This is a genomic window from Desulfovibrio sp. ZJ200, assembly GCF_011039095.1.
In the GTDB taxonomy this organism is placed as follows: Bacteria; Desulfobacterota; Desulfovibrionia; order Desulfovibrionales; family Desulfovibrionaceae; genus Desulfovibrio.
Genome location: NZ_JAAKEH010000005.1, coordinates 62086 through 82845, shown reverse-complemented (window position 1 = coordinate 82845; position 20760 = coordinate 62086). Strand labels below are relative to the sequence as shown.

General features: G+C 58.5%; 20 protein-coding genes. 12 read left to right on the top strand and 8 right to left on the bottom strand.

Translation table 11 applies throughout. The annotated features are described in order from the left end of the window. Positions 1-73: 73 nt before the first annotated feature. Positions 74-583 (bottom strand): 2-amino-4-hydroxy-6-hydroxymethyldihydropteridine diphosphokinase, encoded by a 510-nt coding sequence (folK, locus tag G7Y52_RS02835; RefSeq protein WP_165065796.1) that lies wholly within the window; start codon positions 581-583, stop codon positions 74-76. 200 nt (positions 584-783) lie between these two features. On the opposite strand from folK, the gene xerD reads away from it, so the two are divergent. From xerD to G7Y52_RS02795, 9 genes are all read left to right on the top strand, one after another. Continuing rightward, positions 784-1707 (top strand): site-specific tyrosine recombinase XerD, encoded by a 924-nt coding sequence (xerD, locus tag G7Y52_RS02830; protein ID WP_165065733.1) that lies wholly within the window; start codon positions 784-786, stop codon positions 1705-1707. Then, positions 1704-4370 carry a CBS domain-containing protein gene (locus tag G7Y52_RS02825; RefSeq protein ID WP_165065730.1) on the top strand — a complete coding sequence of 889 codons (2667 nt, stop codon included), beginning with the start codon at positions 1704-1706 and terminating at the stop codon, positions 4368-4370. Before xerD ends, G7Y52_RS02825 begins: the two co-directional genes overlap by 4 nt. 269 nt (positions 4371-4639) lie before the next feature. After that, positions 4640-5116 carry an HIT domain-containing protein gene (locus G7Y52_RS02820; RefSeq protein WP_165065727.1) on the top strand — a complete coding sequence of 159 codons (477 nt, stop codon included), beginning with the start codon at positions 4640-4642 and terminating at the stop codon, positions 5114-5116. A gap of 170 nt (positions 5117-5286) precedes the next feature. After that, positions 5287-5742 carry a LapA family protein gene (locus G7Y52_RS02815; protein ID WP_165065724.1) on the top strand — a complete coding sequence of 152 codons (456 nt, stop codon included), beginning with the start codon at positions 5287-5289 and terminating at the stop codon, positions 5740-5742. Between the two features lie 120 nt (positions 5743-5862). Then, positions 5863-8610, top strand: coding sequence for a DNA mismatch repair protein MutS (gene mutS / locus G7Y52_RS02810; protein WP_165065721.1), 2748 nt, complete (start codon positions 5863-5865; stop codon positions 8608-8610). Further along, positions 8607-9002 (top strand): DnaJ family domain-containing protein, encoded by a 396-nt coding sequence (locus G7Y52_RS02805; RefSeq protein ID WP_165065718.1) that lies wholly within the window; start codon positions 8607-8609, stop codon positions 9000-9002. The genes mutS and G7Y52_RS02805 overlap by 4 nt, the downstream gene beginning before the upstream one ends. A 22-nt stretch (positions 9003-9024) precedes the next feature. Continuing rightward, on the top strand, positions 9025-9201 hold the full coding sequence (locus G7Y52_RS14845) for a hypothetical protein (RefSeq protein WP_206215175.1): 177 nt from the start codon (positions 9025-9027) through the stop codon (positions 9199-9201). After that, on the top strand, positions 9171-9392 hold the full coding sequence (locus tag G7Y52_RS02800) for a hypothetical protein (RefSeq protein WP_165065715.1): 222 nt from the start codon (positions 9171-9173) through the stop codon (positions 9390-9392). The genes G7Y52_RS14845 and G7Y52_RS02800 overlap by 31 nt, the downstream gene beginning before the upstream one ends. Next, positions 9365-10759, top strand: coding sequence for a hypothetical protein (locus tag G7Y52_RS02795; RefSeq protein WP_165065712.1), 1395 nt, complete (start codon positions 9365-9367; stop codon positions 10757-10759). Before G7Y52_RS02800 ends, G7Y52_RS02795 begins: the two co-directional genes overlap by 28 nt. 352 nt (positions 10760-11111) lie before the next feature. On the opposite strand, the gene G7Y52_RS02790 is transcribed toward G7Y52_RS02795, so the two are convergent. The 4 genes from G7Y52_RS02790 to rimI all read right to left on the bottom strand — a co-directional run bounded on the left by G7Y52_RS02790 (position 11112) and on the right by rimI (position 14427). Further along, positions 11112-12173, bottom strand: coding sequence for a Smr/MutS family protein (locus G7Y52_RS02790; RefSeq protein ID WP_165065709.1), 1062 nt, complete (start codon positions 12171-12173; stop codon positions 11112-11114). A gap of 199 nt (positions 12174-12372) precedes the next feature. After that, the gene (gene secG, locus G7Y52_RS02785; RefSeq protein WP_165065704.1) at positions 12373-12774 is read right to left on the bottom strand and encodes a preprotein translocase subunit SecG; all 402 of its coding nucleotides are present in this window, start codon (positions 12772-12774) and stop codon (positions 12373-12375) included. Positions 12775-13159: 385 nt separating this feature from the next. After that, positions 13160-13915 carry a triose-phosphate isomerase gene (tpiA, locus tag G7Y52_RS02780; RefSeq protein WP_165065701.1) on the bottom strand — a complete coding sequence of 252 codons (756 nt, stop codon included), beginning with the start codon at positions 13913-13915 and terminating at the stop codon, positions 13160-13162. A 47-nt stretch (positions 13916-13962) separates the two neighbouring features. Next, positions 13963-14427, bottom strand: coding sequence for a ribosomal protein S18-alanine N-acetyltransferase (gene rimI / locus G7Y52_RS02775; protein ID WP_241159568.1), 465 nt, complete (start codon positions 14425-14427; stop codon positions 13963-13965). Here rimI and G7Y52_RS02770 point away from each other — a divergent pair. Then, entirely contained in the window at positions 14426-14947 is a 522-nt protein-coding gene (locus G7Y52_RS02770) for an NUDIX hydrolase (protein ID WP_165065698.1), read from the top strand. The genes rimI and G7Y52_RS02770 overlap by 2 nt on opposite strands. A gap of 53 nt (positions 14948-15000) precedes the next feature. On the opposite strand, the gene G7Y52_RS02765 is transcribed toward G7Y52_RS02770, so the two are convergent. Genes G7Y52_RS02765 through G7Y52_RS02755 form a run of 3 tightly spaced genes read right to left on the bottom strand, consistent with a single transcriptional unit; the run spans position 15001 to position 17870 of the window. After that, positions 15001-15792: an inositol monophosphatase family protein gene (locus G7Y52_RS02765; protein ID WP_165065695.1), complete on the bottom strand. Its 792-nt coding sequence runs from the start codon at positions 15790-15792 to the stop codon at positions 15001-15003. 12 nt (positions 15793-15804) lie between these two features. Continuing rightward, positions 15805-16830, bottom strand: a complete 1026-nt coding sequence (locus tag G7Y52_RS02760) for a rod shape-determining protein (RefSeq protein WP_165065692.1) — start codon at positions 16828-16830, stop codon at positions 15805-15807. A 2-nt stretch (positions 16831-16832) separates the two neighbouring features. Next, complete coding sequence (locus G7Y52_RS02755; RefSeq protein ID WP_165065688.1) at positions 16833-17870, bottom strand: GAF domain-containing protein; 1038 nt, start codon at positions 17868-17870, stop codon at positions 16833-16835. A 404-nt stretch (positions 17871-18274) separates the two neighbouring features. On the opposite strand from G7Y52_RS02755, the gene G7Y52_RS02750 reads away from it, so the two are divergent. Together G7Y52_RS02750 and G7Y52_RS02745 are read left to right on the top strand one after the other, a co-directional pair. Beyond that, entirely contained in the window at positions 18275-20011 is a 1737-nt protein-coding gene (locus G7Y52_RS02750) for a hypothetical protein (protein ID WP_165065685.1), read from the top strand. Next, a complete protein-coding gene (locus G7Y52_RS02745; protein ID WP_165065682.1) occupies positions 20008-20760 on the top strand; it encodes a 16S rRNA (uracil(1498)-N(3))-methyltransferase in 753 nt (250 codons plus the stop codon). The genes G7Y52_RS02750 and G7Y52_RS02745 overlap by 4 nt, the downstream gene beginning before the upstream one ends.

Sequence of the window (20760 nt, the reverse complement as noted above, 5' to 3'; positions counted from 1 at the left end):
TCCATTTGCCGGCTGCCGTTTCACTGGCCTGGCATCAGACCAACCCTCAACGTAGCATGAAGGGCTTGCGGCGTCACTGAAAAATTCTGCGGCCTTCCAGCCGATAGGTCAAGCGCGCCAGCCAGCTTGCTGCGGGAAGGCCGTCAATACAGATCTGCGGGGCAATATCCAGCAAGGGCACAAGAACAAAGGCGCGTTGGGTAAGGCGCGGGTGCGGCAGCACGCAACGCGGATCGGCATGGCGTTCCCCGCCATAGAGCAGCAGATCCGCGTCAATGACGCGCGGGCCGTAGCGCATGGCCGGGTCAGGGCTGCGCACGCGCCCCATCTCCGTTTCCAGCCGGAGCAAGGACGCGAGCAAGCTTTGGGGCCGCCAAGATGCCTCGGGCACGATCTCCACAACCTGATTCAAAAACCAGGGCTGATCGGCAAAGCCCTGGGGTTCGGTGCTGTATACAGGCGAAGCCGCAGTGAGGCGCAACCCGGGCAGCCCCGCAATGCGACGGCGCGCCTTGTTCAGCATGGTCTCGGCGTCCGGGCTGTTGGAACCGAGCCCCACATAGGCTTTCACGTTTTGTTCCATGTTCACGCCGACTCCGGCAAAGTACTACGGCTACAGACGGCAAGGCGGGGGCCGGGGCTGTTTTCATTGAGGATTGTGCGCATTGTTTGAGCATAGCCTATCGTCGGGCTGCTGAAAAGTTTCTTTTTTCTTGCGGATCTTGCCGTTGCCTGCCTCGCAAAAGGCTTGCCCGCTCACGCCAAGGCGGCTAGCATACAGGAATGATGCAAATCAAACCCGGGTCCACTCCACTTGCCGGACTGCTCGCGCCCTGGAAAGATTACCTGCTGGCGCAGCGGGGCCTTTCACCCCGCAGCGTTGCATCCTATGGGCAGGATCTGGAAAGTTTTTTTTTGTTTCAGGAAGAATTGGCGCAAGGCGGAGCCGCCTCAGGCGTTCTGAACGAGCAGGAAATATTTCTTTACCTGGCCTGGTCGCGGGCCAGACGCAACAGCGGGCGCACGCTGGCCCGGCGGCTTTCGGCGTTGAGGGCTTTTTTCAGCTTTGCCGTGGAGGAAGGGGCGCTGCGCGCGAATCCAGCGCTTTTGCTGGAAAATCCCAAGCTGCCGCACTATTTGCCGGAAGTGCTCAGCCGGGAAGAAATGGAACGCCTCCTGGCCCTGCCCGATATGAGCGACAAAAGCGGCCGCCGTGATCGTTGCATGCTGGAATTGCTTTACGCGGCCGGGTTGCGGGTTTCCGAGCTTTGCAATCTGTGCGTCAGGGATCTTGATTTGCAGCGGGGCCTGGTGCGTGTTTTCGGAAAGGGCGCAAAGGAACGTCTGGTGCCTTTGCACGATATGATCCAAAAATTGCTTGCCGACTATCTGCGCCACTGGCGCCCGGCCTTCTCGCCCGGCGGCGAACAACTTTTCGTCAACCGCTCCGGCCGCGCTCTCAGCCGCCAGTATGTCTGGAAGATGGTAAAAAAGTACGCGCTCGCGGCCGGCATCCGGCGGCCCATCTCGCCGCATACGTTCAGGCATTCCTTTGCCACGCATCTTCTGGAAGGCGGCGCCGACCTGCGTGCCGTGCAATTGCTGCTCGGCCATGCCGACATCAGCGCAACGGAAATCTATACGCATGTTCAGGCCGAACGCCTGCGCGGCGTGCATCGCCAGTTTCACCCCCGGAGCCGCTTATGAACGCCGCCGGGTCTACCCTGATCACCTGCCACGCCAATGCGGATTTTGACGCCTTTGCCGCCATGCTTGCGGCCAGACGTCTTTACGCTCCCTGCGTTCTGCTCTTTCCCGGCAGTCAGGAACGCGGCCTGCAGAAAGTCTACGCCAACCTGGACAAGTCAGCCTACAATCTTGTCGAAGCCGGGGATCTGCACTGGGAGGATTTTGATTGTCTGGTCCTGGTTGATACACGTCAGCGCACCCGTGTGCGTCATGCGGCTCCCTTGCTGGATCGACCCGACGTGCGCGTGGCAATATGGGATCATCACCCGGACTCGCCCGACGACATTCAGGCCGCTGAAATCCATCTGGCCGAGGTGGGAGCTGTGACCAGCTTATTGGTGCTGAGCCTCCAGGCGCGTGGCATCCGCCTCAACGCCGAGGAGCCCACCCTGCTTGGTCTCGGCATCTACGGCGATACAGGGTCTTTTACCTATTCCTCCACCACGGCGACGGACTTTCAGGCCGCGGCCTGGCTGCTCGGGCAGGGCATGGACGTCAACCGGATCAACGATCTGGCCGCGCAAGAGCTGACCAGCTTGCACATCCAGGCTCTGAACAGCCTGCTGGAGTCGTCGCGGGCCTATGCCGTCAACAATACGCAGGTGGTCCTGGCCGAAGCTTCCATGGAGCATTACCTGGGTGATTTCGCCTACCTCGCGCACCGGCTCATGGAGATGGAAAAGTTCCCGGTGCTGTTCGCCATCGGGATTATGGAAGATCGCATTCAAGTTGTGGCGCGCAGCCGCAGCAACGCCATAAACGTGGGCGAAATCTGCGCCGAACTGGGCGGCGGCGGCCATGCCTACGCCGCTTCGGCTTCCGTCCGATCCATGACGATCAGCGAGGTGCGCGAGGTTATTGTGCGCCGCCTGTATGATCAGGCCTCCCCCGGCAAAACCGCGCGCGAGTATATGTCCACACCCGCCGTGGGTATAGAGTCGACAGCCAGCATACGTGAAGCGGACGAGCTTATGCTCCATTTCGGGCTGAAGGCCGTGCCTGTCTTCAAGGCCGGAAGCCGCGTCTGCGCGGGGCTTTTGGATGCCCAGACGGCTTCCCGGGCTGCCGCGCACGGCCTGGGGGACTTGCCGGTTGACGACTATATGCAGCGCAGCGTCCTCACCTTGCCGCCTGAAGCGGGCCTGAAGGAGCTTGCCGACGTGATTGTGGGCTCGCGTCAACGCCTGGTGCCCATTGTGGAAAAGGAAAAGGTCGTGGGCGTGGTGACGCGCACGGACTTGATTAATGTTTTTGCCGATGAACCCGGCTTGCTGGCGGATCGGGCCAGACTGGGAGCCAGGGAGCGAAACATCAGCAAATTCATCCAGGATCGCCTCCCTTCAGAAATCCGCCAGATGCTGCATCTGGCCGGAAAGCTGGGCAAAGAGCTGGCTTTGCCGGTCTATGCCGTGGGCGGATTCGTGCGCGATCTTCTTTTGAACAAGCCCAACCGGGACATTGATCTGGTGGTGGAGGGCAATGGCATGGCCCTGGCCCGGGCTCTGGCCCGGGAACTCAATGGCCGAATGCGCGAACACCCGAAATTTCTGACGTCAGTGGTGATTTATCATGACGCCAGGGGGGAGGAATGCCGCATTGACGTTGCCACGGCCCGGCTGGAGTATTATGAATATCCTGCCGCTTTGCCCACGGTGGAGCTTTCATCCATCAAAATGGATCTTTTCCGGCGTGATTTTACCATCAATGCCCTTGCCGTGCGCCTGGACAGCACGCCTTTCGGCCTGCTGGTGGATTTTTTCAGCGGGCAGCGCGACATAAAAGACAAGGCTATCCGAGTCCTGCATACGTTGAGCTTTGTGGAAGATCCGACGCGCTGCCTCAGGGCCGTCCGCTTTGAGCAGCGGTATAAGTTCAGGATCGGAGCAAGCACGGAAAAGCTCATCAGGAACGTGCTCTCGCTCAATCTCATGGATCGTCTTTCGCGGTCGCGCCTGTTTAATGAATACCGCCATATCTGCGAGGAGGCCGATCCCGTGGCCTGCCTTTCGCGCCTGGATGAGTTAGGCATTCTCCAGGCCATCACGCCCCAACTTGCTCTTACCCCCAACAAAAAAAACCTGCTCCGGCGTCTTATGGAAATGCTCGCCTGGTACCGGCTGCTCTATTTTGACGAAAGAGCGCAAGCCTGGCTGGTCTATTTTTACGGCCTCAACCTGCGCCTGAACTATGCGGAGACCTCAGCCAATTTTGACCGTCTGGGGCTGCCGGAGATAAAAAAGGCCGAAATCCTGGGGCAGCGTGAGCGAATGCGCGCCATCCGCCCCAAACTGGCGGATTGGCAAAGCAAGGACGACGTGGGCGTCGCCAAGGTCAGCGCGTTGTGCGAGTTGCTGCGCCCCATCTCTCTGGAATGTCTGCTGTACTGCATGGCCGACGCCACCGACCAGGGACTGCAAAAAAATCTTTCCCGCTATATTACGCAATGGCGCAGGGAAAAAGCCGATATCAACGGCGCGGATCTGCTTCGCCTCGGCCTTGAGCCGGGCCCGCTGGTCGGTCGCATCCTGAAAGCCGCTCTCACTGCCAAGCTGGACGGCAAAGCCGTTACCGCGGAAAGCCAGCTCAAGCTGGCCCGCAAGCTGATTCGCGAATGTTCCTGAGCAGGCCCCGGCACATGTTGCGCACTGAAGGCCAGCCCGCAGGACTGCCCGCGCCCGCCGGCAACGCCGATCCCCGCTCCGAAGCAGCCACGGCGGTGAGGCGACAGCCCGCGCGGGCTGCATTTTTCTTCCGTAACCGCCCGGATTTTGCCGCCCTCGCCAATACTTCTGCCGAGGGCAGACCAGATGCCGCCCCGGCGACATGATTTTGCGCCGCATTCCAATCATTGCTTGCTCCCAGGCAAGAATCCGTGTAGACTAAAGAGGTTATGAAACAGCTTTGGGCGCCCTGGCGCATTGAATATATCCTTGGGGCCAAACCTGACACTTGTGTCTTTTGCCTGCCCGAGAGCACCGGGGAAGACGAGGAACGCCTCGTCCTCTATCGCGGAGCGCGGGCATTTGTGATCATGAACAAGTTCCCCTATAATAACGGGCACATCATGGTATGCCCCTTCAGGCATGTGATGGATCTGGCGGATCTCGACAGCACTGAAACCCACGAAATAATGGATTTGCTCCAGCGCTGTGCGCTTATTCTGAAAGAGCACTTTCACTGTGAAGGCATCAATATCGGCCTCAATCAGGGGCAGGCTGCCGGCGCGGGGATTCGTGAGCATTTGCATTTTCATCTTGTGCCGCGATGGAACGGCGACTCTTCGTTCATGGCTGTTTTTGACGAAGTGCGCACCATGCCGGAGCATCTCCGCCGGACATACGCGGCATTAAAGCCCCGCTTCAAGTAAGCGGAGGCGCATGGAACGAATCAGGCGTTTCCTTTGACAAGGCGGGGATTACGGCGGCATTGCATCCTCTCATCCGCAATGGCTGATCGTTATGTACTGTACGGACGCGGCATGGTCTCAGGAACGCCTCGCAAGTGTTTTCAGAAAGCTTGTAGCCCGAGGAGTTTTTTATGCGTTATCTCAAGGTGCTGTTGCTCATCATCCTGCTCTTTCTGGTCCTGGTTTTCTTTTTCCAGAATCAGGGCGCGCTTTCTCAGGACATGGTGCTCACGCTCAACCTTTTCTTTATTCCGCCCATGTCTTCCATACCGCTGCCCTTCTATTTCCTGATAATTGCCGCATTTTTTGTGGGCGCGCTGCTTTCGCTTTGTTTTCTTGTCTGGGATAAAGTCAACCTTTCAGCCCGGCTTATGAAGAGTAAATGGCGCGTCAGCAGCCTTGAGCGCGAGGTGGAAAAGTTGCACAAAAATCTGGGCAAGGAAGCTTCCCGCAACGCATTTTTGCGTAAAACGCAAATCCGTCCGGCAGAAGCTGCCGCAACGGAAAACGTGGCCATCAGACAGCCTGAAACGCCTCCTGCTTCCAGGCCCGAGGATGTGCTGGCCCCGGATCCCGACAAGGCCTGATCCGCGCGTATTTCCAGTTTTCCATCGGTGCGCCGCTCTTCTGTATTGTTTACGGAAGAGCGAAAAACAGATTATTGTGTATTTCTGGCGAGCCTCTCACCTTTAGCGCACCGGAATGTCATGTCTGAAACTTCCGCCAAGCTGACGCCCATGTTTGAGCAGTATATGCGCATCAAGGCTGATTACCCTGATGCGCTGCTCTTTTACCGGATGGGCGATTTTTACGAGCTTTTTTTCGACGATGCCGTAACCGCCGCGCGCGAATTGCAGATCGCTCTCACCAGCCGCAGCAAGGACTCCCAAAACCCCGTGCCCATGTGCGGCGTCCCCTGGCACGCAGTGCAAGGTTATGTGGCCCAGCTCATTGACCGGGGCTTTCATGTGGCCATCTGCGACCAGACGGAAGACCCCAAAGCCGCCAAAGGTCTGGTCAAGCGCGCCGTCACGTGCGTGATTACGCCGGGGACGGTGCTGGAAGACGCCAACCTGAGCGCCAGGAGCCATAATTATCTTGGCGCGCTCTGCTATAATTCGGCCCAGGGCCGAGGCGGTTTTGCCTGGGCTGATATTTCAACGGGTCAATGGTCCGGCGTGGAATTCAAACGTCAGACCGAGCTCTGGCAATGGGCGCAGAAACTGGCCCCGCGCGAGCTCCTGATCCCCGAAGGTTTGGATCTGCCGCCGCGCTGCCTGCTTGAGGGCGTGCGGCTTGTGCACATGTCAGCCGCTCATTTTGATCTCAAACGCGCCACAGAACGCGTGCTCCGCGCCCAGGGCGTGCGCGAGGCAGGAGCCCTTGGCCTGAAGGGCAAATCCGAATTGATGCGCTCGTGCGGCGCACTTCTGGTCTATCTGGATCAGACCCAGAAGCGCAACCCGGATCACCTCATGCCGTTCAGGCCGCTGGATCTGAGCCGCCGTTTGCTGATCGACGAGGTGACCGAACGGAACCTTGAGATCTTCACCCGGCTGAACGGGCGCACGGGCAAGGGCACCTTGCGGCATGTCCTGGATGATACGATGACGCCCATGGGCGGTCGCTTTCTGGAAGACATGCTCCGCCATCCCTGGCGGGAAGCCGCGCCCATTGAGCGCATTCAGGAATGCGTGGCCTTTTTCCATGACGACGACAATCGACGCGCCGCCCTGCGGGAGGCCCTCCGGGGCGTGTACGATTTGGAGCGCCTTTCCACGAGAATCAGTCTCAATCGCGCCACGCCGCGCGATTTTATCGCTCTGCGCAACAGTCTGGGAGCCTTGCCCAAAGTCCATGACGCCTTGCTCAAAAGCACGGATTCAAGCTATCCCACGGAAGCACAGGCTTTGGGCCATGAACTGCCGCAAAGCCTCTACCAGATCGTCAAGACCTGGGATCACCTTGAAGATTGCGCCGCCTTGCTGAGCAACGCCCTGGTTGACAGCCCGCCCGCGGTTATCACCGACGGGGGGTTGTTTAAAAGCGGCTATCATGCCGATCTGGACAAGCTTCTGGATCTGGTGGAGCATGGCGAACAAAAACTTCAGGCTCTGCTTGAAGAAGAGCAAAAAAGAACCGGCATAGCCAAGTTGAAACTGGGCTATAACCGCGTCTTTGGCTATTATTATGAAGTGACGCGCGCCGCGTATTCCGGGCCGTTGCCCGAGCACTTCATCCGTCGGCAGACGCTGGCCAATGCCGAACGCTTTACAACCACTGCCTTAAAAGATCTGGAGGAAGAACTGCTTTCAGCCTCGGATCGGCGCAAGAGCCTTGAATACAGGCTTTTTCAGGATTTGCGCGAGCATATGGCCAAACAGCGCGAACGTATCGTGCATATGGCGGATCTGGTGGCTCAGCTCGACTACTGGCAAAGCCTTGCCGAAGTGGGACGCCGGAACAACTGGTGCAGGCCGCAGCTCACGGACAATGCGGATCTGGACATCCGGGAGGGACGCCATCCGGTTGTGGAAGCCATGCTCGGCAGCGCCAACTTTGTACCCAACAGTTTCCGCCTGGATCACAAGCGCCGCCTCTGCCTGCTCACCGGGCCCAACATGGCCGGCAAATCCACGGTGCTGCGCCAGGTGGCGATCATTTGCCTGCTGGCCCAGGCGGGCTCCATGGTTCCGGCCGCTGAAGCCAGGCTGGGCCTGGTGGATCGCTTGTTCTCCCGTGTGGGGGCCTCGGATAACCTGGCTCAGGGGCAAAGCACCTTCATGGTTGAGATGATGGAAACCGCGCGCATTCTCCGCCAGGCCACACGGCGCAGCCTGGTGATTCTGGACGAGATCGGGCGCGGCACAAGCACCTATGACGGCGTGGCCCTGGCCTGGGCCGTGGTGGAAGATCTGGCGCAACGGGCGGGCGGCGAGCTGCGCACCCTCTTTGCCACCCATTATCACGAGCTGACGGCCCTGGAAGGCCGGATACCCGGCGTTTTCACCATGAATATCGCCATCCGGGAATATAACAACGATATCCTGTTCCTGCACAAACTGGTGCCGGGCCCTTCGGACCGCAGCTACGGGGTGGAAGTGGCGCGGCTGGCTGGCGTGCCCGGGCCCGTGGTGCATCGGGCCAGAGCCATTCTGGCCGGGCTGGAACGGGGCCGCGACGGCGCGCGCAAGGCGGTGGCCGTGGCCTCAATGCCCTTGCCGGGCCTGACGTTGCCGGATGCCGGGCAAACAGCGGCCAGGCGTGCGGACCTGCCGCAAACAGCGGCCGCGCCGCCTGCGGCGGAACACCCGCTCGTGCGGATGCTGCGCGAACTCTCACCCGAAACTTTAAGCCCCCTGGACGCGCTCAAGTTGCTGATCGAATGGAAGAGCCTCTGGGCTTCCAAGCCGGAAGCGGCGTCGTCCGTCCCGCAAGAGGCTGAAGAAGCATGAGCGACGCCAACCCCTGGTCCGTGATTCAGCTCATTGCGGAAAAACGCATTGAAGAAGCGCAGTCCAGGGGTGAATTTGAAAATCTTCCGGGCCAGGGTCGCCCTCTGCATCTGGAAGATATGAGCCATGTGCCGGAAGAGCTGCGCATGGCCTACACAATTTTGCGCAATGCAGGCTGCCTTCCGCCCGAATTGGCCGAGCGCCGCGAACTCAACCGGCTTGTGGATCTCCTGGAAGCATGCGAAAATGAACAGGAACGGGTGCGGCAGATGCAAAAGCTGCGCTATATGATCATGCAGGCGCAAATGCGTCACCAGCGCCCCATCCATGTGGAAGAAAACGACCCCTATTACGCGCGTTTGCTGGAGCGCATCGGCAGACTGAAAAAATAGCGCCATCCAGAGCGTTTTGCTAATGAAATTAGCCAAACGCTCTGGCGACAGCGTTAGCTGGCGCCCGCGCCGAATGAGCGTCCAGAACGCGGTCAGGACGCGAAATGATGGCAGCGAAGTGATTGAAAATGAATATTTTCAATCAAAAAATGCTCCAGGAGAAGGCTCATGCCGGAGGCTGTTGAAAATCAAGCCGTGAACCGGCGTCTTTGTGATTTTTTCCCGCCGCAACAGAAAGTAATCGCTTTTTTCATTGACCAGATTGCCGTGTCGCCGGATGTCTGGATGCGTGTTCTCGCGGAAGAGGCGAGGCTGCTCGGCTACGGCACAGTGGGCTTGCTCACGGAAAACAGCCGCGAAGCGTGCTGGACAGCGTGGATTTGCTGCTGACGGTCGCTGTGGAAGATATCCGTTATCTGGAAAGAATAGATCTTTTTTGCGTGACGGATTGTGAACGCATTGCCTACCCTGCGTCCTCGCGCGTGCTTTCTTTTGCGCATGCCTGCGCCTACTGGAGCGGCCCAACCGACGCGCCCTCCGCCATTGAGAACCAGCTCTACTTTGACGGCTATGCCGTGAGTTATCCCCTGGAAAACAAGCGGGACATTTTTGAAAAATTGTGGACGCATTTTTTCCCGCCGCAAGCCTGCAAGCGCCCTGCTACGGATTTTCAGATACTTCCCATCGGGTATCCGCGCCTTGACGCCCTGTTCCGCAAACTTGAAAAAAATCCTTCGCCTGCCCTGGACAGCATCATCTATGCGCCTATCAGTATTGAATATGCAGTAAGCATGGGCGGTTACCGGGTGCGAAAATACGCGCCCGGCATGATTCGCTGTCTGCTTGATGCCTTTCCCGGCATGAGGGTGATCGTTTGCCCCTATGTGGCGGACAGCTCGCATCCTCATATTGTGGAGCTGGCGCGGCGCTTCGCGGATGAGCCGCGTTTCTTTCTTGATTGCGAGCGGGATCATTCCGCGTCCTTTTCACGCGCGGCAGTTCTGATTACCGATTTCTCCCACATCATGAATACCTTTGCCTTCAGCACGCTGCGCCCTGCAATTTCTTTCATGCCGTGGAGCAAAGAGCGCGCAAGCGGCCTGCGTTGGAGCAGCTACGGCTTTCGAGTAACAAGTTTTCGCGGCCTGGTGCAGGCCCTGAACTATGTGTTCACGCATCTTCAGGAATGTTCCCAGCACTTGGCAGAAATACGCGAGCGCGGCCTGAACCGCCCGGAGTATGCGCTCCGCTCTCTGGCCGCGGCTTTGGGTGATTTTCTTGCCGGGAAGTCCCGGCCCGAATGGCTGAGCATCTCTCGCGCACTGCGCCAGCCCCCTGACGGCGACGGCAGATGGTCGGCAACGCGCTCCCTATACGCCGCCCTGTGCCGGACGGTTGACGCCGAACGCCTCAGTCTTGTTCGGGCCATCTGGAGGCAATGCAAAAACAACCCCCTGCTGACTGCCGCGGCCTTGCACCTCGGGAAAATATATGCGCCGCAGGACAAAGATGCCGATACTATCGCCAATGCCGCGCGATCCATGCTTTCTCTGCCCTTGCAAGAGGCAAAGGACTGTGGCGAGGTTGAGCTTGATCTGGTGCTTTGCCTCTACGATCTGGCGGAAAGAGCAGCGCGCGAGGCTCAGGACGCGGATCAGGAACGACTCGCCGCTTTTTTGAAAAATTTTGCGCGTCACCCAGCCGCCACGTTGCATTGGTCAGCCGCGGACAATGCGCTCAGCCTCAATGCGCAGTGAGAAAGAAAATACGCCATCGGAAATTTGATTAAAAATATCCATTTTCAATCAAAAAATGCTCTAGCAAACCGCTCTAGAGCAGATTACCTTTGACTTTTTATGAAAGTCACAGGTGGCATTCAGGCGAAAAACGCGGTTTTCGCCTGAATGTACGCCGCGTTGCGGCGGCTGCCGCTTTCGCGTCAGCAGAGCAGTTTCAAAGTGAAAACGCTCTAGAGCATTTTGCTTTTGAAATTATTCAATTTCAAAAGCGGCGCTGCCATCATTTCGCGTCCAGAACGCGGTCTGGACGCTCATTCGGCGCGGGCGTCCGCTCCCGCGGCCGCCAGAGCAATTTCAAAGTGAAATTGCTCTAATACAAATCCGCGTCGGCAGGCATTCTTTCCCAATAAATACGCCCTTTTTTACGATACTTGCGCAAAAGCACATACACGCTGCCCGGGCCGCCGTCATGAGGCTGGGCTGTGCAAAAAGCCAGCACCACGCGCTTGAAGGGCTCCTGCGTCAGCCAGCTTTGCAATTTCTCCCGCAATACTCCCATGCCGTCCGGGGAATTGCGGCCCCGGCCCGGCACCACCAGCACCGTGCGCAAGCCCTTGTACCAGCAGCCGCGCATAAATCCGCGCAAGGTCTCAAAGGCCTGCACGGCATTGAGACCGTGCAGATCGAGATGCGCTTCCGGGCTCAGCAGGCCGGCACGCAATTTGTCCATGATCATCTGATCCAGGCCTACCACATGCCCTTCCAGATATTCATCAGTGAAGGAAAGAGCAAATTCCAACTTCCCGTCCAGAAAATCCTGCAAGCTCAGTCCGGCCTGGGGCGGCGGCATGATGCTCTGCGACGGCTCAGGCACAACTTCCCGCCCGCGTGCTTGCAGAGGCCGCACCTGCCGCATGGCGCGCAAAAAAGCCTCGGCTTCCTCGTCTTCGACGGAAAGAGGGTTTTCACTGTCCAGCGGAGAGCGCGGGATGGTCGATCCGGCAGGCGCAGCTTTTTCCCCGACAACGTCTTTGGCGCTGCTGCCCTGCGCTTTGTCCGACGCGGCAGAAGGGGATTGAGACCCATCCCGCGCCTTTTTCCGCTCTGTGCCTGTGGGCAAGGCACAGTGCTCTGCCAGGGAAAAACCCCGCTTTTTCCCGGATTCGCGCGATGCAGGCGACAGCACGCGGCTCATGGCCTGCAAAAACAGGCGGTTTTCTTCCGCGTCCTGCGCCTGCGGCGCTTGCCGGGCGGCATTGGAAGCCGCTTTGCCCGGCACCGCGCCGCGCCCCCCGCTTTGCTGTTTTGTTCGTTCCAGGGCCGAACCGGGCAAAGACGCCGGAAGCGTTGCGCCGTGTCTGCTCTTTTCGGGAAAAAGTTTGGGGTTCAGGGCTCGAAAAGGGTTTTCCGTGAATGAGGCATTATCGGACATGGCGAGGGGCATCCTGCTGGAGGTAAAGCATTCCAGCGTTGAAAATAGTAAAATACTCTGATGGAAGCAAGAGGGCGCTGTGCTTCTCTGTGTGCGCCCGGGGCGGCAGCAACTCACGGCGTTTCACTACGGATTATTCCGGAAGAGAAAGAAAAACCGCGGCAATGCCGCGGTTATGACGCCTTTCAAGGACAAGGCATTATTGTGCGCCGCCTGTGCCGTTGCCGGCAGGGGCCGGCGGCGATTGAGCATCAGACGCAGCCGCAGGCTGCTGAGCCGGCGCAGCCTGCTCGCTCTGTTCGGGCGTGGCAGGCGGCGTCACGGGAGCGGCAGGCTCTTCGATGGTGACGTTCAGAATGGCGGAATCATTGCTGGGACGCGAGCTTGTCACATAGGTATAGCTCAGGGAAGTAATGACAAAAATAACCGCCATCAGGGTCGTCAGCTTGGCCAGGATGCTGCCTGCGCCGCTGCTGCCGAAGACAGAGGCGTTGCCTCCGCCGAAAATGACGCCCATGCCTTCCTTGCCAGACTGAAGCAAAATCAGAATGACCAGCAATATGCAGACGATAATATGCAGCGTAAGAATGAGAGTTTGCACGATTTCCTCCTGGCTGCCCGGCACTGCCCGACAGCGCCCCGGAAACGGGCCCAGAGCCCGATGTTCATGAAAAAAACATTGCGTATGAAATCGACCCTAGAGCATTTTTTGATTGAAAATATCCACTTTCAATCACTTCGCCGCCATCATTGCGCGTCCAGGCTTCAGCCGTTGCGACGAAGGAAGCTACGGATGGAGACAGCAATCAGTTACCGCAAAAAACATTCAACGAAACCGCTGTCGCCATCCGTAAGGCTCGCAGACTCGCCAACGGCTGGCGCAAGCAAGCAAAGCTTGCTAACGGCTACCGCCGGCGCGGGCGCCAGCTAACGCTGTCGCCAGAGAGTTCAGCTGATTTCTCATTGGCAAGACGCTCTCAAGGAGCCTAAACCCCTGCGATTTGCGCAAAACTTTGGGCCTCCAGCGAGGCGCCTCCTACCAAAAGACCATCCACATTGTCAAGTCCGATGAGCATCGTGGCATTGTCCGCTTTGACGCTGCCGCCGTATAAAATGGGCAGGCGGCTCCCGTCCGCTCCCGCAAATTCCGTGAGCAATCTGCGGGTTTCGGCGTGGGCTTCCAACACTTCTTCAGGCCCGGCCACCTTGCCGGTGCCGATGGCCCAAACCGGCTCATAGGCAATGGCCAGACGCCCGGCCAGACGCTCCTGAGCAAGCGGGCCGACGGCTGAGCCAAGCTGGCGGGAAAGTACCTCATGCAGGCGGCCTGCGACGCGTTCATCCAGGGTTTCCCCCACGCAGAGCATGACCTTGAGGCCGTGAGCCAGAGCAAAAGCCGTTTTGTCGGCCACAAAAGCGTCGCTTTCACCAAGGACGTGCCGACGCTCGGAGTGCCCGGTCAAAACCCAGCTTGCCCCGGCATCGCGCAGCATTCCCGGGGAAATTTCGCCGGTATACGCGCCCTGTTCCGCAGGGTAGCAGTTCTGGCCGCCCACGGCCAGAGCCTCCTTGCCTGCAAAAGCCGCGGCCACCTCGGTGATGGCCGTGAAAGGAGGAAAGACCAGCACTTGCCGGCCTTCAAGATTTTTCTCCGCCAGGGCCGCCGCCAGATCTTTCGCTGTTTGCGCGGCCTCGCCGCGGGTCTTGTGCATCTTCCAATTGGCAGCGATGATCTTCTGCATAAAAAGCCTCTGCGATGTTTGAGACGAAGGCGTACATGAGGAGCGCGTCAGAATGCCAGCGCACAAGCGTAAATCAGCGCGTCTTCGCCGGAATCGGTATAGTAACGGGGGCGCAGGCCGATCCGCTGAAAGCCGCTGCTTTCATAAAGGCTGATGGCGGCGTGATTGCCTGCGCGCACTTCAAGCAGAACTCTATGCATACCCATTTTACGCGCCACTTGCAAGGACAGATGCAGAATGCGGCGGCCCAGACCCTGGCGGCGCGCCTCCGGGACAACGGCCAGGTTAAGTATTTCCAGCTCATCCACGGTATGATAGACGGAAACATAGGCCACAAGCCCCTGCTCGCCAAGCAGGCCAAAGGCTGCGAATGCCGGTTGCGCAAAAGCCGCGCGGCACTGCTCTTCAGACCAGGGGAGCGGAAAACAGCGCCGCTCCAGTTCATGCATCATGCCGGCATGACGCACGTCAAGACGCTGGAACTGCACTGCGCCGGAAACAGGATCACTCATGGAGAAAAACCTTTTTTATCCGGATTTGAAAAACGCCCCGCGCTATCTTGAAGTAGTGGACAGGCACAATGCGCCCCTCTGCGTCATGAACTGGGAAGATGTTTTGCGCCAGCGACTCCGGCATCGCGCCACGGCCCTGCTGATTCGCGACAGCACAGGCAGGGCGCTTTTGACGTTCCGGCCGGGCCTGGGCTGGGGCTTTTCGTCCTTTGGCCTTGTGCAGGCAGGGCAATCGTTTGAGGATCGGGCCCGCGCCCTGCTCCGTGATGACTGGGACAGGGCAAGCAGCCGCCTTTTACCCCTGGGGCTTTGCCCTCCCCATGCGGAAGGCCGCCAGGCCTTTGTGGCGATTTTTGAGGCCCGCTTGCCCGCCGTGCTGGCCGCAGAAAAAATTTTTGACCCTGACAGGCATATGTTGTTGGACTATGACGAACTCAAAGGCTTGAGCGCGCACTTTACGGATTTGCTCTCGCCCTTGCTGCGCATTGCCGTGCAAGGGGGCTATCTGCGGCCAGGATAATAATTGATGTGCGCCGTTACGCGCCGGAGCGAGCGTTTCAAAAGCAATATACGCTACTGAGGGCTGATCCCGGCAAACAAATCCGCCAGCGCATCGTGCAAACGGCCGTTGCTGGCCAAGAGCGCATCCCCGAAGCGCAGGGCGTCCTTGCGCAAGTTGCTGACCCGGCCGCCGGCTTCCTCAACCAGCAGCCAGCCCGCCGCCAGATCCCAGGGCTTCAGTCCGGCCTCATAAAAAGCATCCAGACGCCCGCAGGCCACATACGCCAGGTCGATGGAAGCGGCGCCGATGCGCCGCAAGCCTTGGGCGGCAGGCAGGACGACGGCCAGACGGGCCATGATTTCCGGCAGGTGATCGGCCACATCGTAGGGAAAACCGGTTCCCACCAGAGCGTCATTGAGTTGGGCGGCCCTGCTCACGCCCGCGGCTTTGCCGTTGCAAAAAGCGCCTTGCCCGCGTGCGGCCCAAAAGCATTCGTCCAGCATGGGCACGTTGACCACGCCCAGCATGACCCGCCCGCCCTGCCACAAGGCCACGGAAGTGCCCACCTGCGGAATGCGGTGCACAAAGTTGGTGGTTCCGTCCACGGGATCGATAATCCAGCAAAGCTCTCCGGGTTCCTGATCCGCCCGGCTGCTCTCCTCGGCCAGAAAGGTGGCGCCGGGCAGAAGCCTGGCCAGATTTTCCTTTAAAAAGACTTCCACCGCCAAATCCGTTTCCGTGACAAGATCAATGCTGCCCTTGTGACGTACCTGACTGGCTTGCGACCAGTGCGAGCGGATAATCTCGCCGCTTTGACGAACGATGGCCACGCACTCCTGCAAAAGTGACGACGCTGGGGACATATTTTTCTCTTTTCAGTTGATGAAGACGGAATGGTACGTCCGGCGGTCGAGCATGGCGCGAGCCGTACCGCGCAAAACAGTCGTGAGCGGATCTTTGTCCACAAAGACTTTCAGGCGAGTTTCGCGGGAAATGAATTGATCCAGCCCTTTGAGCAGAGAGCCGCCCCCGGCCATGAGCATGCCGTTGCGGTAAATGTCGGCGGAAAGTTCCGGCGGCGTTTTTTCCAGAGCGCGCAACACCACATTCAGAATGGCCTGTACCGGTTCGCGCAGGGCCTCGCGGATATGACCTTCCGTGACAGTGACCACTTTGGGCGCTCCATGGAGCATATCCTTGCCGGAAACCTCCAGCACGGGCGCATGGGGCTGCGGAATGGCCGAACCCAGAATTTTTTTGACGTTTTCAGCCGTATTGTCGCCGAGCTCCATGCGAAAGACATCGCGCATAAAACGCTGCACGGCCATATCCATGGCGTCCCCGGCCACGCGAACCGACTGGGAGCCGGCAATGCCGGCAAGAGAAATGACCGCCACTTCGCTGGTGCCGCCGCCGATATCCAGCACCATATTGCCCAAAGGCTCATGGATAGGAAGATCCGCGCCGATGGCGGCGGCCATGGGCTCTTCCACCAGGGCCACATCCGCGGCCCCGGCCAGGAGAGCGGAATCAATGACCGCCTTTTTTTCCACCTGCGTAATGCCCGTGGGTATGCAGATTACCATCGAAGGCCTGGCCAGCCGCAGCCCGGTAATGGCTTTGCGCACAAAGTAGGCGATCATGTCGCGGGTCACGTCGAAATCGGCAATGACCCCGTCCTTCATGGGGCGAACGGCGCGGATGCGCTGGGGCGTCCGGCCCAGATACTCCTTGGCCGCGGCGCCCACGGCCAATACTCTGTTTTTCTGCACGTCGATGGCCACCACCGAGGGCTCATTGATCACAATGCCCTGAGCCCTGGTGTACAGCAGGGTGTTGGCCGTGCCCAGATCCATGGCGATGTCTTTGGAGAGAAAACGGAAAAGACGCGGCAAAAGCATGATCAGAATTCTTTGCCGGAAGGCACGGGCGCGCTGTCGGGATCGTAGGGCTGAGGGCCGTGGCTGTGCACCCGGGCTTTGGGCAGCAATGAGCGCAGACGGGTTTTGAGATACAAATTCTCCAGAAAGAGCGCCAGATGGTCCACGGCCTGACGGACAAAGCTGCGCATGGTTTCGTCTATCTGGCGTGGACTGGTATGGGCAAGGCAGAGAACTCCGCGCGTGCTTTTATTGACCATAACCGGCATGCAGACGGCTGCCTGAAAGTCGGGCATGTCCGGAAGCTTGCCGAAAAGCACTGAGGCGGGGGCCCCTTCCACGCCTTCGGCCACCACAGGCTGATCATTGCGGAAAACCCAACCGGCAATGCCGCTGCCCATGGGCAAAACCAGCGGCTCACCTTCCGCAAGCAGCAAACGGGTTGACTCGCACTCCACGCAATAGGTTTCGCCGGGCGTGTCCACTGAAGCAAAGGCGCAGTAATCAAAGCCGGTGGCCTCGGTCATGGTGCGCAAATAGTTTTGCAGAAATTGCGGCCAGCGTTTGTAACGGAAGCGCAGATCCTGAATCACGCCCAATTCCGCAAAATAGCGCGGAATATCCCCTGCAAGTTCCTGACGGCCGCGATTGCTCTGCTGGCGAGAGACAAGCTCCGCAAAAAGCTGGAGGATTTTATGATCCTTGTCGGAAAAGGAGTATTGGCGCTTGCTGTCCACGCACAAGGCCCCGCCCGTGGGCACCGGACAGCCCATGAAGGCCTTGATGCTGGCTTCTTCATTAACCGTGTAATAGCCAAGATTGCTCTGGCACTGATCGAAATTGGGCACCAGCAGAGGCTGGCGGTTGCGGATGATCCAGCCCACAAGCCCCTTGCCCGGCAAAACGACCGCCGTGGAGGATATTTTATCGCCCAGGCTGAAGAACGCGGCCAGATGATGGGTTTCGCCTTCTTCATCCGGCAGAAAAAGCACGGACGAGTACGCGTCAAAAACACTGCAAACAATGCTCAGAATATGTTTTTCAAGAGTGTTGGCGGTCATGGCGCATGGGGTTGAGGGTGATGAGGTGCGACGGACCGTAAAAACACTCGCCCGCAAAAAAGATTGTAACAAAGCGGCCCAGGCGTCGCAACTGCTTTTGCGCGCATCGCGGTTTGCGGGCGGACGGCGCATGACGGGCAAACCATAAAAATCTTCGGGAGTTGAACAGGCCTTGGCAAGTATTGGCCGAAACCATAAACTCCGCTGGAAGTTGGGGCGGCTTTGCGCAGGTTGCATGCCAACATTGCGATATTTTTACATATATTTTTCAGGCGTCCCGGCTCTTTGCGCCGTATCAGGGCTGCCGCATAAGATGCGTCTGCCCTGTGCGCCGGATGGTTCCTACTGGAAAAAAGTTTAAAAAAAAGCTAAAAGAGCCAAAAAAGAGGCGCGGGATTTACCAGATGATTAAATGGCAAGAGGTTTTCAGCAAAGACGGTCTGCCCTGGCGGAACGCCATGACTCTCTCCGAGCCTGTTGCCGTCAGGGATCTGCTTGAACTCAAACGCTTTCTGGACGCGGTGCACATCCGCTTCTGCCTCGTCAAACCCTATCAGGAAAACAAGAACTATCCACTTGTGGAAGCGCGCGAGCTTTTGCCCTCCTTTGACAACGACATGTTTGAATACAAGAACCTGCCGGGCTTCGCGCTTGTGGCCTTTCCCCGCCAGCTGGATTATTTTTCCGAAATTTTTCAGTTCGACAAGCTCCATCCCGTGATCACGGAGGGCGATGGAGCCTGCTGCCCGCTGGAACATCAGGTCATTGAGCAGAATCTTCAGACCCTCTCTTCACGGTTGCCCCGCGTGCTTCAGGAGGCGTTCCGCCAGGAGTTTCGCTACACGGACACTGCGCTGCTGGACAATTACCCCGCGCTCATGCCCTATCTTCTGAATATGGACAGGGCTCAGGTTCTGGCCTGGGACGCGGATCGGCTTTTCCACCTGGCCGGGGTCTTCGCTTCTTTCCCTTCGGACATCGACAGCGAGCTGAAGCGCTTTGGCATCCGCATCGGCAAGTTCGTCTATGGCGACAGCGAGCTTTATGAACGCAACCGCATGTTTGTCTATCAATATCTCATGGAGCTCTACGGCTTTCCTGTTGTCTCGGAGCGCCGCACCTCCAGCGCCCTTTTTGCCCGCAAACTGCACAAAATGGGCGAGCGTTTCCTCTTGCGGGTCATAGGCCAGACGGATCGCACCCTGACGACCTATACGTCAACCGGTGAAAACAGGCGCTATCCTCTCCTGGAAAAAATCGCCCTTGTGGCTGTGGATGCGGATCAGGAGGAAGCCCTGAAAAGAATCGGCGATGACGGATTTTTTCTGGACAAGCCCAGGCGGGTGGTCATTATCCGTATTCTTTACAGGCAGCACCGTTTTGACTCCAGCAATGTGCGTCAGGATCGCGCTCTTTCCGTGGCCGGTCAGGAAGTGCTCCACCCGCTCACCGGCGAAGCGCTGCGGGGGCTGAACATCATCAAGGATGCCAGCAATATGTTTCTGCGCCTTAACGACATCGTTCGAGGCGAGTTCACCGGGCGCATCATCTACAAGCGAACCGAGGTGGTTGAAAACACCGACACCGACGAAAAACGCCTTAAATTTCTTTATACCTGGCTGACCAAGCATCAACGCAGGATGATCAGCTACAGCGACGAGTTTTTCTCCAATGTCAGCAAGGTGGTTTCCGGCTACCTGTACGCGCCGGAAAACAGCGATATTTTTGACAGCATGCGTGAGCTCTATCAGGAAGTGCGCACGCGCTTCAGCTATATTCAGCAGGCTCGCAGGGTGCGTATTCTTGAAGACCTCTGTCAGCGTGTTTTCAAGGGCGCGCGCATCACCTACCGCCAGATGATGCGTGAAGCCGTGGATCTTCTCAACGATCTCAAGTTTGAAATCGTCAACTTTTTTCCCGCCCTTGTGGACGATGTCATTGAATGTATGGAAAAAATCCTCCAAAACCGCTATTTGCGGCGCAACTATCTGGACGTGCCAGAGGAAGGCCTGACCAAAGCCGGTATGGAGATACGCAAAAACTACGGGCGGCTGGTCTCCCTGCTGGATGGCTTCAAGGCTGTCCGCAAGGCGCGCCTGGGCCCTGAAGCCAAGACCTTGAAAGAAGCGATGCCGGTATGAGCGTGCCTTTTTTTTACCTTCCGCCCGGGGAATGGGGGCAGGAAGTCTGCCTGGAAGGCCAGGAAGCCAGACATCTTGCGCAGGTCTTGCGGCTTGAAGCCGGACGCGAAGTCGGGCTGCTTGATGGGCAGGGCCGTATCGGTCGCTTTGTCATCCGCAAGGTGAGCAAAAAAAACGCCTGGCTGGAGCAAGTGAGCGAAGAGCTTTTCCCCCGCCCGGCTTCGCTGGCCGTCATGGCTCTGGCTTTCAGCAAGGCGGTGCGGCGCGGCTTTTTCATGGAAAAGGCCGTGGAACTCGGCGCCCACGCCGTTTGGCTCTGGCAGGGCGATCACAGTCAGGGCAAACTGCCTGCCGATGCGCAAGCTTCCTGGCAGGGCCAGATGATCGCCGGAGCCAAGCAGTGCGGCAATCCCTGGCTGCCCGAGGTGCGTGCTCTCTCTTCGGGCGTGGAGGAGCTCATCGCCCTCTCCGCAAAGGCTGATTATCGTATTCTGCCATGGGAAATGCAGACAAATGTGCCCATGCTTACTCCGGATATGGCGGGCAGGACCGGGCTCACCGTCTATGTCATCGGCCCGGAGGGAGGTTTTTCCGGCCGCGAGCTCGCGACGCTGCATGAAGCCGGATTTACGCCGGTGAGCCTTGGCGCCCGCGTCCTGCGCTGCGAGACAGCGGCCACGCTCTGTCTGGGCATTCACTGGTGGGCTTCGCAGTTGCCCGCAAGAGCCGGAAAAATCAGAGGGAACTAA

Bases quoted from the DNA above. Each gene is read 5' to 3' on its own strand.
- folK (WP_165065796.1), bottom strand. From the start codon at position 583: ATGGAACAAAACGTGAAAGCCTATGTGGGGCTCGGTTCCAACAGCCCG.
- xerD (WP_165065733.1), top strand. From the start codon at position 784: ATGATGCAAATCAAACCCGGGTCCACTCCACTTGCCGGACTGCTCGCG.
- G7Y52_RS02825 (WP_165065730.1), top strand. From the start codon at position 1,704: ATGAACGCCGCCGGGTCTACCCTGATCACCTGCCACGCCAATGCGGAT.
- G7Y52_RS02820 (WP_165065727.1), top strand. From the start codon at position 4,640: ATGAAACAGCTTTGGGCGCCCTGGCGCATTGAATATATCCTTGGGGCC.
- G7Y52_RS02815 (WP_165065724.1), top strand. From the start codon at position 5,287: ATGCGTTATCTCAAGGTGCTGTTGCTCATCATCCTGCTCTTTCTGGTC.
- mutS (WP_165065721.1), top strand. From the start codon at position 5,863: ATGTCTGAAACTTCCGCCAAGCTGACGCCCATGTTTGAGCAGTATATG.
- G7Y52_RS02805 (WP_165065718.1), top strand. From the start codon at position 8,607: ATGAGCGACGCCAACCCCTGGTCCGTGATTCAGCTCATTGCGGAAAAA.
- G7Y52_RS14845 (WP_206215175.1), top strand. From the start codon at position 9,025: ATGAAATTAGCCAAACGCTCTGGCGACAGCGTTAGCTGGCGCCCGCGC.
- G7Y52_RS02800 (WP_165065715.1), top strand. From the start codon at position 9,171: ATGCCGGAGGCTGTTGAAAATCAAGCCGTGAACCGGCGTCTTTGTGAT.
- G7Y52_RS02790 (WP_165065709.1), bottom strand. From the start codon at position 12,173: ATGTCCGATAATGCCTCATTCACGGAAAACCCTTTTCGAGCCCTGAAC.
- tpiA (WP_165065701.1), bottom strand. From the start codon at position 13,915: ATGCAGAAGATCATCGCTGCCAATTGGAAGATGCACAAGACCCGCGGC.
- G7Y52_RS02770 (WP_165065698.1), top strand. From the start codon at position 14,426: ATGGAGAAAAACCTTTTTTATCCGGATTTGAAAAACGCCCCGCGCTAT.
- rimI (WP_241159568.1), bottom strand. From the start codon at position 14,427: ATGAGTGATCCTGTTTCCGGCGCAGTGCAGTTCCAGCGTCTTGACGTG.
- G7Y52_RS02765 (WP_165065695.1), bottom strand. From the start codon at position 15,792: ATGTCCCCAGCGTCGTCACTTTTGCAGGAGTGCGTGGCCATCGTTCGT.
- G7Y52_RS02760 (WP_165065692.1), bottom strand. From the start codon at position 16,830: ATGCTTTTGCCGCGTCTTTTCCGTTTTCTCTCCAAAGACATCGCCATG.
- G7Y52_RS02755 (WP_165065688.1), bottom strand. From the start codon at position 17,870: ATGACCGCCAACACTCTTGAAAAACATATTCTGAGCATTGTTTGCAGT.
- G7Y52_RS02750 (WP_165065685.1), top strand. From the start codon at position 18,275: ATGATTAAATGGCAAGAGGTTTTCAGCAAAGACGGTCTGCCCTGGCGG.
- G7Y52_RS02745 (WP_165065682.1), top strand. From the start codon at position 20,008: ATGAGCGTGCCTTTTTTTTACCTTCCGCCCGGGGAATGGGGGCAGGAA.